The sequence below is a fragment of the Lysinibacillus sp. NPDC093688 genome (assembly GCF_050280145.1).
In the GTDB taxonomy this organism is placed as follows: Bacteria; Bacillota; Bacilli; order Bacillales_A; family Planococcaceae; genus Lysinibacillus; species Lysinibacillus xylanilyticus_B.
The window spans coordinates 14313-28884 of the sequence record NZ_JBNNUX010000024.1 but is presented as its reverse complement, the minus strand read 5'-3'; the positions used below and the strand labels follow the sequence as shown (position 1 = coordinate 28884).

Below are 14572 nucleotides of genomic sequence, written 5' to 3'. Positions count from 1 at the left end.
GTTCAATCACATTTTCTATAAAATGTGATTGAACAGCTATTTTTATGCCCATTTTATTTATTTTTCATCTGATTTTAATGTTTGAATTGTAATATTAGGGTAACAACTAACAAATACTGATACGGGAAAGGATGAGGAGAATGAGCTATTTTCAAGATGATGATAAAAACAATGATTTTCTAAAAAATGATGAAATACAGAAATCACCTCTTCAGGAGCGACTAGAACAAGAGGAGCGAGAAATGCAAGAGAAGCGTCATAAAAAGAAAGGCGGTGGCGGAGGTAAGGGTGGTTACTTTTTCACTGGTCTTATTGGTGTCATCATAGGCGCTTTACTCGTTTGGCTCATGATGCCTGGCCTTGTCAACCAAATGCCAGGTACAACGACAAGCAGCACAGCTAAAAATGAAACAACGATTAATCAAGTTGCAACAGAAGTGACTACTGATGTTACAAAAGCAGTAGATAAGGCTTCAGGGGCTGTTGTAGGAATCACGAATATTCAAGAAGTGGCAAGCGGCGGATTCTGGAATCCACAATCCTCAACAGAACAGCCTGCAGGAAGCGGTTCAGGTGTTATTTACAAAGTTCAAGGTGATAAAGCCTTTATCGTGACAAATAACCATGTTATTGAAGGTGCAAAACAGTTAGAAGTAACAATGCCAGATGGAACAAAAGAAGTAGCACAAATAGTTGGTCACGATGTTTGGACAGACTTAGCGGTCATTTCAATCAGCTCTAAAGATGTTAAGACAGTGGCGACATTTGGTAACTCAGATGTATTAAAACAAGGTGAATCAGTTATCGCAATCGGTAACCCACTTGGCTTAGAATTCTATGGCTCTGTTACTACAGGTGTTGTTTCTGGTAAAGATCGCTCTGTACCAGTAGACATAAACAGTGATGGCACAATAGATTGGCAACAAGAAGTATTACAAACAGACGCAGCTATCAACCCTGGTAATAGTGGTGGTGCACTTGTTAACCTTGCTGGTGAATTAGTCGGCATTAACTCCATGAAAATTGCACAATCCTCTGTTGAGGGTTTAGGCTTCTCGATTCCGATTAACTCAGCAATTCCGATTATTGAGGAATTAGAGAAAAATGGTGAAATGAAACGTCCAACAATGGGTATTTCATTAGTAGACTTAACGGATGTTCCAGCATTCTACCAACAACAAACGTTACAATTGCCAAAAGACTTAACAACAGGTGTTGTTATTACAGATGTTGTGGCGAACTCTCCAGCTTCAAAAGCAGGCGCTAAACAATACGATGTGATTGTTGAAATGGATGGCCAAAAAATCGAAACAGCCATCGATTTACGTAAACATTTATATAACGACAAAAAAATTGGTGATAAATTAACGATGAAAGTATACCGCCAAGGTAAATTAGTGGATCTATCACTAACATTAACAAATAGCGATTCATTGTAAATTAAAAATCAGTGGGGATTATATAATCTCCACTGATTTTTTTGGGAATCTAAAGATATTATTTATCATCAAAAGTTGGAGCTAATATTCGTTAGAATGTATGCCATTTTTATAAGTTGATCTTCGTTCCGGCTGGGTGACTCCTTCGTGACCAACATCCTGTTGTTGCTGTCGCTGCGCTTTCGCACAGAAAACATTTGTTGCCCCGACGCCCCCAGAAAAGCACCCAGCCGAAATGGAAATCAACCCCACATTATTGTGAGGAGCCAAAAATATTCAGAGGCAATTGAATGAATTATTAAGAATGATTTAGAAAATAGTGTGGATAACTAGAAAATTGTGAATAATAACATTAACACAACGAGTGGCGGTGTGAAGCCTGTTCTTCCATACTTGCCTGTCCTTTGTTACAATAGATTGTGGATAACATAGACCGAATTGTGAATAAGTTTGTGGAAATTTCGGAAAATAAGAAGAGGTGTAAAAATGGAAAAATACAGCTGTGAAAACCATATAGAACACGCTTTAGACATGTTTGTGGCAGAGCAAAAAGAGTTCCCGATTATGGATAAAATCGAAGAGGATAAAAAGTTATCCACAAAATGTAGCTACTGTGAACTACCTGCAGAATATCTTGTATCAAGTAAATAACTTTACACAAGATATAGGAATAGCTTGTGGATATGTTGATAACTTTTGTGGATAATTTGTTTGTAAATGAAATGTAAAGGTGGATAACGTGTGAATATAACGATTGTATCAGTCGGAAAACTAAAAGAAAAGTACTTAAAAATGGGCATAGACGAATACGTAAAACGTCTTGGCGGCTACGCAAAAATGGATATAGTCGAAGTACCAGATGAAAAAGCACCCGAGCAGCTAAGCGAAGCAGAAATGGAAATCGTCAAGAAAAAAGAGGGTGAACGTATTCTATCTAAAATCGGCTCAGATACATACGTTATCGCTTTAGCTATTAACGGCAAAATGAAGACTTCGGAACAAATGGCGGCAGATCTTGAATCCCTCATGACCTACGGCAAAAGCAAAATCGCGTTTGTCATTGGCGGTTCCCTTGGTTTACATGATGATGTGTTAAAACGAGCTGATGAGCAACAATCCTTTGGAAAGATGACATTACCACATCAGCTAATGAAACTTGTTTTGGTGGAGCAGGTTTATAGGAGTTTTAGAATTATGAAGGGTGAACCGTATCATAAGTAAGTGTGGTTTTTAAAAAGATCCACCTAGAAAGAGTTTTATGATGATATGGTAACAAACGGGTTTTTAACTGAAATAGATAAAAAAGCAATGCTGTTTTCCAACCCATTCATCGAAATCGAACAATATATTGCAAATTATATTTGGTACGAACATATTAATTTTAGAGTGCATCCTCTATTAGTCTAAAATAGATAGGCCGTTTGTGGTGAAATTGCATATAGCCTAGATACGGAGAACTGTATCATAAATAAGTGCTGTTAATAAAAGGGACATCAAGATCATTATAATTAAATAATCTTGATGTCCCTTTTTTAGTCTATTTAATAGGTTTTATAAGGGGGAAGTTTTGTAATAAATTTTTTTTCTGCTCATTCATCATACGATAAATTCAATTACATAATCGTATTTATAGGGGAATAGTTGTTGTCAATATATAAACTGTATTTTGCAACCGATTTAAGAAGTGTAATATAGAGTAATTTAATATACAGTTAAATAGGCTATAATTAGGTATAAAAATTTAGTTAATATTTATTATAATGCAAGATAAACTATATTTATAAGGGAGTTATGACTAACATGTTCGTAAGGTTAAGGAAATCTTTTTATAGAATCATTAATAAAATTTTCACCGAAACAGTTATTGAAGTGTTGTTCATGGGAGCGATTTTAGTAGCTATCTATTTCTCATTAGATTTAAATGGTCAAAACTTTTTTAGTAAAGTCGATGTAACGGTATTTTTAGCCGTTATCGTTGCATTTATCGTTAATATGGTAAAAACATCGGTTTCTAGATTTATTCGTAAAAAAATTGAGGATTTTAATAAGCTTTCAGATGACTATAATTACTTAATTAAGCAGTATCCTTGCGAGAAAAATTTAATAAAGTATGATAATACAGTTGAAATTAACCGTTTTTTATATAGAAAAACGTTAAAAAAATATAAAGATGGCACGGCAAAATTTCCTGTAATTATAGAGCGCATTTTACATGATGCTAAATTTGAAATAAAAGACAAACCTCAAGAGCAATACGAGTTACCTGAGCGCATCAAAGAAAATTATGAAACGATTATGCAGGCACATGAGTTTTCAGACGTATATAACCAGTTAAATATTCGATTAAATGATTATGAATATGACAAAGCAACAAATAGTTTAAAGCTGGTTACCACAAGAACTACTTATTTTGATTCTTTAGTTACGAACCGTGCAATGGATTATAAATGGGGATTAAAAACTAGTAATCGTGAAATTTATGATTTCGGCCCCTACGTAAATCAATTAAAAGAATCCAAGCTTTCAAACCATTTAGGTTTTAATGGCTTTGTTGAAACATCAGACGGTAAAATTGTATTCGTAAATCGCAGCAATAATGTTTCAATTGGTAAAGGAACATTAGGGAATAGTGTTGGAGCATCATTAAAAACAATGTACGCGCTTAATGAAGACAAAGAATTTACGGAGAATGGCTTAGTTGAAAGTATGATTAAAGAAATACATGATGAACTAAAGCTGGAACGTAAAGATTTTAATTTTTCATCTAAAAACATTATTGCAATATACAGAGATTTAGTAGAAGGTGGAAAGCCACAGCTATTGTTTTATATAAAAACTACTAAATCTTCAAACCAAGTAAATGAAATGTTTATAAATGCTACGAAAAAAACAGAGAAGGCTTATTTGCAAACTAAATTAGCAATGGATGGTAATGAACTAGTTTTCATTGATCGTAATCGATTAAAAGAAGTCTATATAACGCCAGAAATGATTATTTTTGAAGGTAAATCATATTTAACAATGCCAAGTGCTTCAGCAGCCATTGTTATTTTAATGAATTACCTTGAGGAATGTGAAAAACAATGAATATTGTGGAGAAAAATTTAGTAGGAAAGCATGTAGACCAGTTTTTGTGTGAAGATGGTATTTTTATAAGTAATGATTTTATCGCTGTTATTGATGGTGTTACGTCTAAAGGAGAATTATTATGGAATGGTCATAAAAGCGGTGTATATGCGAAAGATTTAGTTATGAATTTGCTAAAAAATATACCTAGAGATATTTCGACTGTAGCTTTATTTAATAGTATTAACAAGTTATTTAAAAATGAGTGCGCTAAAAGAAACATTTCTGAATCAATTAACGAGTATTTACGAGCATCTTTAATTATCTATAGTGGATATTATAAAGAAGTTTGGTCGTATGGTGATTGCCAGTGTATGATCGATACACAATATTACCCTCATACGAAAATAGTAGATGAATATATTGCTAATATACGTGCCCTCTTTATTGATTCGTATATAGAAAATAATTTAAAAGTAGAGAAAAATAAAATAAATACATTAAGTAGAGAAGCAATTAACGTATTTATACAGAGACAATTATATTTAGAAAATAAAAATAGTGAGTTTTCATACGGTGTATTAAATGGACAACCAATCAATAGAAACTATTTAAATGTATATGCCGTTGAGAGTGGTGCAGAAGTTATTTTAGCAAGTGATGGTTACCCAAGGCTATTTAGTACGCTAATAGAAAGCGAACTAAATTTAAAGGGAATTTTAGTAGAAGATCCCTTATGTTACAAGCAATACAAATCAACAAAAGGTGTAGAAGAAGGACAATTAAGCTTTGATGATAGAGCGTATATTAAATTTATTACGGATTAAATCAAATTTAAAAATAGCAAATGACGTATTCATATTAGTACGCTTTTTTAATTTTAAAGGGCTAAATAAAATTCTTTTGTAATATTTAGTCGCTAATCCTATTAATAAATTGTATATATTTAAACGAAAAAGACCGTTACAAGAAGAGTTAAAGGTATTAGTAACTAGGCTAGATTTTGGGTACTAAATATTGAATACGTAAAAATTACCAGTTAAACTGGTGAGGTGAACCGTACCATAAGTAAGTGCGGTTTTTAAAAAGAACCACCTAGAACGTTGATTTGTGAGCGTTTTAGGTGGTTTAAATTTTATTTATCATTGTTTTTCCCATTTACGTCCTTTTTCTTGTGTTGGTGGAAGTCGATCTCCTCTATCAATTTCAATTATACGAGGTTTAGATACTTCTCCACCTCTTGGACCAACTTTTTTGTATTTTCCTGGTGGTTGATTATCCATTCCTGGCTTTTTTAAGTCACTCATTTTATCACCTCCAATATTTATATACTACCATATTTTGTTATAATTAAATTACATTTAACTCTATGTGTAATCTATATACTAAAGGAGATTTAATATGCTCAATCAAAAAATTTTAAAGACCAACTTGTGGTTTCATAAACACAAAAAAATTTCAACGTTGGCTTTAGTAATGCTAATTTTGTTAATTGGTTTAATAATTTTCAAATTGTTTTCTAATGTAGAGGTTACAATTAATAATTCATGGTTTGGTGTAATAGGAGCTGTGATAGGAGCATTGGTTGGTGGGATGGTAACTTTATTCGCAAGTAAATGTAAGTTTGTATATCATTTTCTAAACCCATCAATAAGAAATTTCGAATTAAGTCAGATTCCACTAATTTTTCTCCAGTAGAGTTCAAACTTTCAAATATTAATTGAGGATCATCAACATCTCGCTCTAATGCTATTTCTACAATATCTAATTTAGCTAACCCATCGTAAAGTTCTTCAATATTGATTTTTTGACTTTTAATTTGTTTGTAAAAATATCGATAATTATTGATAATATTACTATTTGATGTGGTTTCATTGAGGGGAGTACCATAAATAAGCTTGTCATAAATAACTTTATCTTTTTTAGTTAAATGTAATTTAATATAATCATTATTCTTTTTTTTACTATTAACTAGGTAAGTTTCTTCAATTTCTTCAGCAATAGTCTCATCAATTTCATCGGAATTTTCTTAATCAGTTCTTATTCATTGGTATCATATGAATGGTCTGTTAAGTGGATAGAGCCATTGAAGGTGACTGGCAATGGAAGGATATCAGGACCTAACAAAAGTGAATTGAAGTTATTAGAAGTCCTTATGGTCGTTCCTATCATCGGGTCGAAACAGGCTAGCGCTATCACGGTAAACCGTATCATAAGTAATAGAGGTTTTCCATGTATAATAGGATACAGATATAAAATTAAAAATAGTAAACTGATCTAGAACTAGACTGTTAGCTAGAAATTATACTTTTAATTTTAGTAGGCTTTGATTGGAGACATTGTGCATGTTAAGAGAACAGACGAGATATTCTAGGCTCGCGAGTATAACCAAAGTAATTAATACAAAGTTAGAACTACGTGAAGTTTTACAGCGTGTAACGCAGGCAATATCCGAGGAAATCGTGCAATGTAACTCGGTTGGTATTTATTTACCAAAAAAAGATGGCACATTTAGAGGATTTGTAGGAAAACCAGAAGATATGAAGGGCATGACGCTCGATACACAGGTAATTGATATTGAAACAGACTTACTGGCCAAAGAGGTTATTGAAACTAAAAAAACCATCTATATCTCTGATACCTCAAAGGATAATCGGCCGGACCCGAGATCGGTAGAAGCCTTCAAAATTAAATCCTTATTAGCACTGCCTATCTCATATGAGCAAGAGATATTTGGTTTAGTTTTTTTATTTGATTATGGAACGCCGATGAATTTAACAGAATCAGAAATTCAGAGTGTTGAAGCATATGTGAATATGGCTGCAGTTGCAATTCAAAACGCAAATAATTTAAAGCAAAAGGAAAACCTTATTGCAGAAAAGCAGTTGTTACTCAATGTTACACGTGATTTGTCGATGTGTTCCTCCGTACAGAAAAGTCTTGATAAATGTTTTTACTACTTAGGAAAGGTTTTAGGTAGCAAAAAAAGTGCAGCCCACATCCTGGATCCGTTGGGAAAAAACACAATCACATTCATGAAGTTTAATAAAGACTGTGATTGGACAGAAGCCAATTGGATGGAGAATCTTAAAAGCATAAGAATGAACCAAAGCTACGAAGCTATGATTCAACAGATTATTGAAACAAAAAGTATAATTCTCACTCCAAATATAGATAGTATGAGTCTACTTATGATGCCACTGGTTTCAATGGGGGAAGTATTAGGGGTTATAACAGTTGTCAATTTAGGAGGGGAAACAGGTAATTTCCATGAATCTCAAATTCAATTAGCAAAATCGATAGTCGATGCCACAGCCCCTACAATTTCAAACTTGTTATATATGGACCAACTTGAAAATATGGTAGAAGAGCGAACAAGGGAACTAGCTGCTGCTAATGAAAAGGTTACAAGTGTTATTGAAAGTATAACGGATGGATTCTTTGCATTGAACAAAGAGTGGGAATTTCTTTACATGAATAAACATCAATATTTGCCGCAAAGGAAAACGGCAAAAGATGTATTAGGCCAGAATATATGGGAAATTTTCCCGAAATGTGTAGATACGGTCATGTATAAGGAATTTCATCGTGCGATGTCAGAGCGAATAGCAGTACATTTCGAAATGACCTCAGCATATGGTGATTATTGGTACGAAGCAGTTGCTTACCCATATGATGAGGGAATCTGCTGCCTTTTAAAAAACATAACCGAAAAAAAGAAATATGAGAAGGAATTGAAAAGATTATCAAACCTAGACTTAATAGGTCAGATGGCAGCAGGTATTAGCCATGAGATTAGAAATCCTATGACAACAGTACGAGGATTTTTGCAGCTATTAAAAAAAGAGAGCGAATTCGAAAAACATAATGATTACTTTAATGTAATGATCGAAGAGCTTGACCGTGCCAATTCTATTATTACTGAATTCCTTTCTATAGGTAATACAAAGACATCTGATTTACAGATGTTAGATTTAAATTCTATTATTCGAGATATTACTCCTTTAATAAAGATAGATGCATTTAATCAAAATAAAATTATTCATTTTAATCTGAAAGACATTCCAGATTTACTTTTAAATCGTAACGAAATACGACAATTGATAATAAATCTATACCGTAATGGCTTAGAATCAATGAGCACAGGTAAGGTTCTATCCATCAGTACCTACAAAGGAGATGAAAATTGTGTAATTCTTGCAGTACGGGATCAAGGAGAAGGTATCAGTCCTGCGATAGTAGAGAAATTGGGTACTCCATTTTACACGACCAAAGATAATGGCACTGGCTTAGGACTAGGCATATGCTATGCAATTGCTGCCCGTCATAACGCAAAAATTGAATTTCAAACAGGATCTGAAGGAACTACTTTTTTTGTAAAATTTACTTATATATGAAAAAATGAAACTCTGCTTTAGTGTTGTTACGAAGAACCGTAGTGTTGAATAGATTAGCAAGATATGCAAACTCCTTTACTTGCATATCTTGTTTGTTATGAAGGTATTTACATATAATGCGCTGAATAAATTTATAAGTCCAAATCTAAAAAAATTATTTCTATAATTATTAATAGCTATGAGGAAATCTGCGCTATATTGATATGCTATTTCGAAGGAGGTATAGAATGAAGCAACTTTATATAAAGCAAAAGGTATTCAGTCTAAGTGGCAAATTTACGGTAAAGGATCAGCAGGAGAAGGATGTTTATTACGTAGAGGGTAGTTTTATGCAAATTCCAAAGACTTTCTCCATTATGAATAAAACAAGAGATGAAGTAGCGCTTATTACGAAAAAGGTGTTCAGCTTTTTACCGAAGTTTTTTGTTGAGGTAAATGGTCGAGAGGTGTTAACGATAAAGAAAGAATTTTCTTTCTTTAAAGCACGCTATACGATTGATGCAGCAGACATTGAGATACATGGTAACTGGTGGGATATGGATTTTCAGGTCTTACAGCATGGTGTAGTCATCGGTAAAGTGAACAAGGAGTGGTTCACTTGGGGAGATAGCTATAAGGTTCAAATATTGGATGAGGAGATGGAGGCCATCATTATTGCGTTCGTTGTTGCAATTGATTGTGTGAAGGCTGACCATGCAGCTGCTTCCTCAGCAGCGACTTAGAAAATTAACATTTTGAAAATAACCTCCATTAAAGGTGCAACGGTGAACCGTATCATAAGTAAGTGCGGTTTTTAGTGAGAGCGCTAATCCAAATATAGATTAGCGCTTTTACGAGGACTATACATCACTTGAAGCAGTTAAAGAACTATCAGATACTTGTCGCCCAAACATAGAGAAATTTGTTATGGACTGGTCGGGAGAACTTGAAGTTCATAAATTTTTTAATTTCAAATACGGTGAAGTTATAAGACATGTCACCGTTCATGAGATACATCACATAGGTCAGTTATCAATATGGGCGAGAGAAATTGGACGGGAACCAATTACGGCAAATCTCATTCGAAGAGGGCTATTAGATTAGAGAATTCCTAGAGGGCGAATGTACAAAAAGACATCGTCCCTCTTTGTTTTTTGTACACGTTAGCTACAAATATGTTTTACAAACATCACGTTGGTATTAAGCAACAATCTTTACTAAAACAGCCTAATTTATTGAGTAAGAAAATATAAATTTTCGCAGAAGGTAACATCGAAAATGCTATTATTTACGTTTATGGCAAAGCGCTTTTGTTCATGATTTTAATTGATAGCCCCAAAAAATTTCATGGAAACAAAAAAGGCAACATCTCACAAGGAGATGTTGCGGTAGAATTCTTTGTTCCTGAAGAACTCTAATGGGTTTGGCACCCAATGATGCTAATTTGTTCAATCTGAAATTACCATTATTCGGTGTCAATAATTGTTGTTTACTACTTAATTAATATAGCATAGCAACCTGTGATATATTAATTAATTATGTATTCTGTGTATAAGTTGCACAAAATACATAAAACTGAGGACACATTCGATTTATATTTAAGCGTTGTATAAAAATCGCACTTAAGCCGCCAAGGTATCCCGTGCAGCTTATTACAAATGGGTAAATCGTCAACCCGTAGCGCGAGAACTGGAAAACGAACAACTCGTGGAATCAATCCAACACTTATATAAGCAAGTAGATGGCATATACGGCTATCGTCGCATCACGATGACAATTAACCGTAAACGTGAAAAAGAAGGATTAGAGAAAGTGAATAAGAAACGAATATATCGCCTAATGCAAATTTGCGGTTTAGAGGCGGTTATTCGACGTCGTCCGAAAAAGTACCGAAAAGTTAAGCCGGATTATGTGGCTGAAAATGTGTTAGCACGTGAATTTACTGCAGAAAAACCGAATCAGAAATGGTGTACAGATGTCACAGAGTTTAAGTATGGGAACGGGAAAAAGGCTTATTTAAGTGCGATTATCGATCTCTATGACAAATCCATCGTGAGTTATGTATTGGGACATTCGAATAATAATGATCTTGTTTTTAAGACGATCAGACCGGCGGTTAATCAATTGTCTAAAGATGTGTTTCCACTGTTACATAGTGATCGTGGATATCAATATACATCAAAAGAGTTTAAGCGAATCATGGAGAAAGCAGAAATGGTTCACAGTATGTCGAGAGTAGGCCGCTGCATCGATAATGGACCGATTGAAGCGTTTTGGGGGACAAGTAGAGAAGTAAATTTACATAAATTCGATTCATTTGAAGCGTTAAAGCATGCCATCGATACGTACATCACGTTCTATAATAACGAACGTTACCAAGAAACATTAAACGGTTTGAGCCCCTTAGAGTACAGGGCCCAAGCCGCTTAAAGCATTTTTCTTATTTCCACTGTCTACTTGACAGGGAGCAGTTCAAAATTACCATTCTTGGGCTTTTTATTTCGGTGTATTTACTCTAATAAGGACGTCCTAGACTGCCTCTTTGCTTTTATACACTGATGTAAGAGCTATCGGAATTAGCTCTATCTGCTCTAATTTTTACCAAATGGTAACTCGATCCTCCGGAGCTACATACATGCCATCTCCAGGTTTAATTCCATAGGTATCATAGAATTGCTGGAAGTTCACAATCGTGCGGTTTACCCGGATTTTATTGGCTGAATGTAAATCGTTTTTGCTTAATAGCGCTGCAAATTCTTTTGTAGTTGTGGATTTCCATATTTCTGCATTTCTTTCGAAATATGCTTTATAATCCGGATTACTCATTTCTGATACAACTTGCAATGAAGCCGCCATGCCACCTAAATCAGCGACATTCTCGCTTAGTGTAAGCTGACCGTCGCTCAACACACCGGGAATAATCTCAATTCCATTATAGAACTCAATCAGTTTCTGGTTTTTCTCTTTGAATTTCTTAAAGTCCTCATCTGTCCACCAGTTATTTGCATTTCCATTTTCGTCGTATGAAGATCCGTTGTTATCAAATGCATGGCTGATTTCATGGCCAATGACCATACCAATAGCACCATAGTTTGCTTCAGGTTTAGCGTTAATATCATAGAAAGGCGCTTGGAGAATACCGGCAGGGAACGTAATTTCGTTATTAAAAGCATTGTAGAAAGCATTTACGGTATATACGTTCGTTCTCCATTGCGTTCTATCAACCGGTTTTCCTAACTGCGCTTTCGCGTCATCAATGTATGCTTTGGTTACTGTGAAAGTATTAGAGAACAGCGAACCGCCTTCGTCATATGTCTTGATAGCTACTTTATCTAATGTCGTATCCCACTTATCGGGGTAACCGATCTTAACAATCATCGTATTCAGCTTTTTAATTGCTTTAGCTTTTGTTGTTTCTGACATCCAATCAAGAGATTTGATTCTTTCCTCATACGTAGCAATTAACTTCTCTACCATTTGCTCAACGTCTTTTTTAGCTTGTGGTGAAAAATGTTTCTCGGCAAACATTTGCTCCAAATATCCGCTCATTGTGCCAGTTGTCTTGGCTACTGCGATTTCCTTATCTGTTTTTTTACCTGTAACGCCGTATATGCTTGCGTCTAACTCAATAGCAGCATCTGCGAATTCATCTGACAACAATCCGCCTGTTGCCGAAAGCAATTGCACTTTGGAGTAAGCTTTAAGTACGTTAAGATTAGTCTCAGTCAAGAGTTCCGTGCCTTTTTGCGCCAGCTTCACATCGGTTACGATCACTTTATCAGCACTGTCGACTTTCATCGATTTCAAGACTTGTTTCATATCTATTGTTTTGAACATGTCATCGAATTGTTCGATTGTATACGGATTATAGTATTTATTGACGTCGCCTTGTTCATGAGGTTCAAGTGATACAGAAGCTAAGCTTTTCTCCATTTCGTAAACTTTCTCGGCAAGTCCTTTCGCAGCAGACTTTTCCGCGCCCGATGCCACAAGAAGTTTGTTCATATATTGAATATAGGCTTTTTTCGCTTTCACGTCTTCCGTTACAAAGCTGTTCTTATCCAGACCAGTAGATAAACCAGAGTAATACAAAGCATTTTCACTGCTGTTCTTTGCATCGTTCATGATTGCAAAGCCGAATAATGAGCTTAGACCCAATTCTTTCTCCAGGGTAAGATCTGCTTGAACGAGTTCATCAAGCGTTTTAGCCCCGTCAATTGCCTTTACATATTTTTGAATGGGCTCAATCCCTTGTTTATTTCTATTTTTTGAATCCAACGCTGTCGAATAGAAGTCGGCAATTTTTTGTTCTTTTGTTCCTTCTGCAAGTTGTTTGCCAGCGAGCTCATCTATTATTTTTTCGATTTTATCGCTATTTTCCTTGTGCAGCTCGGAAAATACGCCGCCCATGATTTCTCCTGCTGGAATTGCCGATTTATTTAACCATTTCTTATTGATTGCTTCATAAAAATCGTCATTTAAATGGGAGCCTTGAAGCGACCAAATTCTGGCGATAATGTTTTGGAATTCATCGATTGTAATAGTGTCATTTGCGCCTAATGTACCGTCAGGGTTACCTGTCAGTACGCCTGCTTTTGCCAGTTTATCGATATCTTTCTTAGCCCAAGCGGGTACATCGGTGAACTCGACGCCAAATGTTCCACTGCGTAGATCATTTCCGACAGGCTTTGGCAATTCGCCGAATGCCCTGCTCAACATGATTAAAGCTTCAACCTTCTTTGCTGGCTCATTCTCTCTTAAATCTCCGTTTTTAGAGCCTTGCATAACGGCTTCTTTATTAATTCCTTTTTGATAAGCGTCTGCTGCCATCAACAAGGTTTTTACAATCTCTCCTCTTGTCGCTGGTGGCGACGTTGTATCGGCATACACCGATACGCTAACTGATAGGACCATTATTGTGGCCATGAGTAAGGATAAAAACTTCTTTTTCATCTTCGTGCTCCTCTATATCATATTTGTAAAATAAAGATAAATGGGTATAATTTAGAATTTTCTCCATTTACATACCATTGTAGTTGATTTATTTCAGTTTGAAAATGTGTAAGAAGCTTTTTCGTTTTCAAGAGAGTATGATCTAGTCAATTTTTTCGATGATAGAGCTTTTAAGCAAGAGCGGTACTACAAGTAAGGTCACTTTTTTAGTTGAAAATTCCGCTATGAATTGTAGGGGTCAAACCGCAAACCGCACTAAGATACATCACGATGAACCTTATCATAAGTAAATGAGGTTTTTCAGTATTTAAAATAGTCTTTTATAAAGTTTATTTAAAAAGGATCTAATATCGTTATTGCTTTTATTATATTCCGGAGTAACTTGTGTCATACAACATGTTGGGGGAGTCATGCTTCAGATTCTGTAGTTGTGTACAGCAAAGAAGAAAAGATTCTATTGTTAGCGGACTGTATCTGTAGTGATTAAAATAAGGATGGATATGAATAACTTTATTTTTATCACAACAAAACAGCTGAGAGGTTCTCAGCTGTTTTTATTAGTTATTTCTACTTAGACTGTTTATTCGATAAGAAATTATAAATATTAACTTCACCAGACCCGTAAAGTGGATCTTGGCCGACTTTACCAAGATCAATGGCACTTTTTCTGATGGCAGCTGCTACTTGGGAAGGATTATATTCAGGGTGAGCAGCTTTAATCGCCTTTTATAACTACTT

The 14572-nt window shown here is 34.9% G+C and carries 10 protein-coding genes and 3 pseudogenes; 10 read left to right on the top strand and 3 right to left on the bottom strand.

Annotation, left to right across the window (positions count from 1 at the left end; all coding sequences use genetic code 11):
- Nucleotides 1-140: 140 nt before the first annotated feature.
- The 5 genes from ACQKN2_RS17470 (at nucleotide 141) to ACQKN2_RS17450 (ending at nucleotide 5332) form a co-directional block, all read left to right on the top strand.
- A complete protein-coding gene (locus tag ACQKN2_RS17470; protein ID WP_427416072.1) occupies nucleotides 141-1439 on the top strand; it encodes a S1C family serine protease in 1299 nt (432 codons plus the stop codon).
- A 486-nt stretch (nucleotides 1440-1925) separates the two neighbouring features.
- A complete protein-coding gene (locus ACQKN2_RS17465) occupies nucleotides 1926-2090 on the top strand; it encodes a CxxH/CxxC protein (RefSeq protein ID WP_323648435.1) in 165 nt (54 codons plus the stop codon).
- Between the two features lie 90 nt (nucleotides 2091-2180).
- Entirely contained in the window at nucleotides 2181-2660 is a 480-nt protein-coding gene (gene rlmH, locus ACQKN2_RS17460) for a 23S rRNA (pseudouridine(1915)-N(3))-methyltransferase RlmH (RefSeq protein ID WP_427416071.1), read from the top strand.
- A 579-nt stretch (nucleotides 2661-3239) separates the two neighbouring features.
- Entirely contained in the window at nucleotides 3240-4526 is a 1287-nt protein-coding gene (locus ACQKN2_RS17455) for a hypothetical protein (protein WP_427416070.1), read from the top strand.
- Nucleotides 4523-5332 (top strand): hypothetical protein, encoded by an 810-nt coding sequence (locus ACQKN2_RS17450; RefSeq protein ID WP_427416069.1) that lies wholly within the window; start codon nucleotides 4523-4525, stop codon nucleotides 5330-5332. The genes ACQKN2_RS17455 and ACQKN2_RS17450 overlap by 4 nt, the downstream gene beginning before the upstream one ends.
- 315 nt (nucleotides 5333-5647) lie before the next feature.
- Here the strand turns inward: ACQKN2_RS17450 and ACQKN2_RS17445 are convergent, their stop codons facing one another.
- Both ACQKN2_RS17445 and ACQKN2_RS17440 read right to left on the bottom strand, forming a co-directional pair.
- Nucleotides 5648-5812, bottom strand: a complete 165-nt coding sequence (locus ACQKN2_RS17445) for a YjzC family protein (protein ID WP_427416068.1) — start codon at nucleotides 5810-5812, stop codon at nucleotides 5648-5650.
- Nucleotides 5813-6042: 230 nt separating this feature from the next.
- Entirely contained in the window at nucleotides 6043-6495 is a 453-nt protein-coding gene (locus tag ACQKN2_RS17440) for a DUF262 domain-containing protein (protein WP_427416102.1), read from the bottom strand.
- Nucleotides 6496-6850: 355 nt separating this feature from the next.
- Here ACQKN2_RS17440 and ACQKN2_RS17435 point away from each other — a divergent pair, with 355 nt between their 5' ends.
- From ACQKN2_RS17435 to ACQKN2_RS17420, 4 genes and pseudogenes are all read left to right on the top strand, one after another.
- Nucleotides 6851-8902, top strand: a complete 2052-nt coding sequence (locus ACQKN2_RS17435) for a GAF domain-containing protein (RefSeq protein ID WP_427416067.1) — start codon at nucleotides 6851-6853, stop codon at nucleotides 8900-8902.
- Nucleotides 8903-9129: 227 nt separating this feature from the next.
- On the top strand, nucleotides 9130-9624 hold the full coding sequence (locus tag ACQKN2_RS17430) for an LURP-one-related/scramblase family protein (protein WP_427416066.1): 495 nt from the start codon (nucleotides 9130-9132) through the stop codon (nucleotides 9622-9624).
- Between the two features lie 235 nt (nucleotides 9625-9859).
- Nucleotides 9860-9985, top strand: a pseudogene (locus tag ACQKN2_RS17425) (DinB family protein); the annotation flags it as partial.
- A gap of 525 nt (nucleotides 9986-10510) precedes the next feature.
- Nucleotides 10511-11311 (top strand): annotated as a pseudogene (locus ACQKN2_RS17420) (IS3 family transposase); the annotation flags it as partial.
- A 168-nt stretch (nucleotides 11312-11479) separates the two neighbouring features.
- On the opposite strand, the gene ACQKN2_RS17415 reads toward ACQKN2_RS17420, so the two are convergent.
- Nucleotides 11480-13834 carry a M13-type metalloendopeptidase gene (locus tag ACQKN2_RS17415; protein WP_427416065.1) on the bottom strand — a complete coding sequence of 785 codons (2355 nt, stop codon included), beginning with the start codon at nucleotides 13832-13834 and terminating at the stop codon, nucleotides 11480-11482.
- A 377-nt stretch (nucleotides 13835-14211) separates the two neighbouring features.
- On the opposite strand from ACQKN2_RS17415, the pseudogene ACQKN2_RS17410 reads away from it, so the two are divergent.
- A pseudogene (locus ACQKN2_RS17410) lies at nucleotides 14212-14318 on the top strand (MBL fold metallo-hydrolase); the annotation flags it as partial.
- Nucleotides 14319-14572: the final 254 nt, after the last annotated feature.

Coding starts and splice junctions, on each gene's coding strand:
- ACQKN2_RS17415 (WP_427416065.1), bottom strand. CDS start 13,834: ATGAAAAAGAAGTTTTTATCCTTACTCATGGCCACAATAATGGTCCTA.
- ACQKN2_RS17455 (WP_427416070.1), top strand. CDS start 3,240: ATGTTCGTAAGGTTAAGGAAATCTTTTTATAGAATCATTAATAAAATT.
- ACQKN2_RS17435 (WP_427416067.1), top strand. CDS start 6,851: ATGTTAAGAGAACAGACGAGATATTCTAGGCTCGCGAGTATAACCAAA.
- ACQKN2_RS17465 (WP_323648435.1), top strand. CDS start 1,926: ATGGAAAAATACAGCTGTGAAAACCATATAGAACACGCTTTAGACATG.
- ACQKN2_RS17445 (WP_427416068.1), bottom strand. CDS start 5,812: ATGAGTGACTTAAAAAAGCCAGGAATGGATAATCAACCACCAGGAAAA.
- ACQKN2_RS17430 (WP_427416066.1), top strand. CDS start 9,130: ATGAAGCAACTTTATATAAAGCAAAAGGTATTCAGTCTAAGTGGCAAA.
- ACQKN2_RS17470 (WP_427416072.1), top strand. CDS start 141: ATGAGCTATTTTCAAGATGATGATAAAAACAATGATTTTCTAAAAAAT.
- ACQKN2_RS17450 (WP_427416069.1), top strand. CDS start 4,523: ATGAATATTGTGGAGAAAAATTTAGTAGGAAAGCATGTAGACCAGTTT.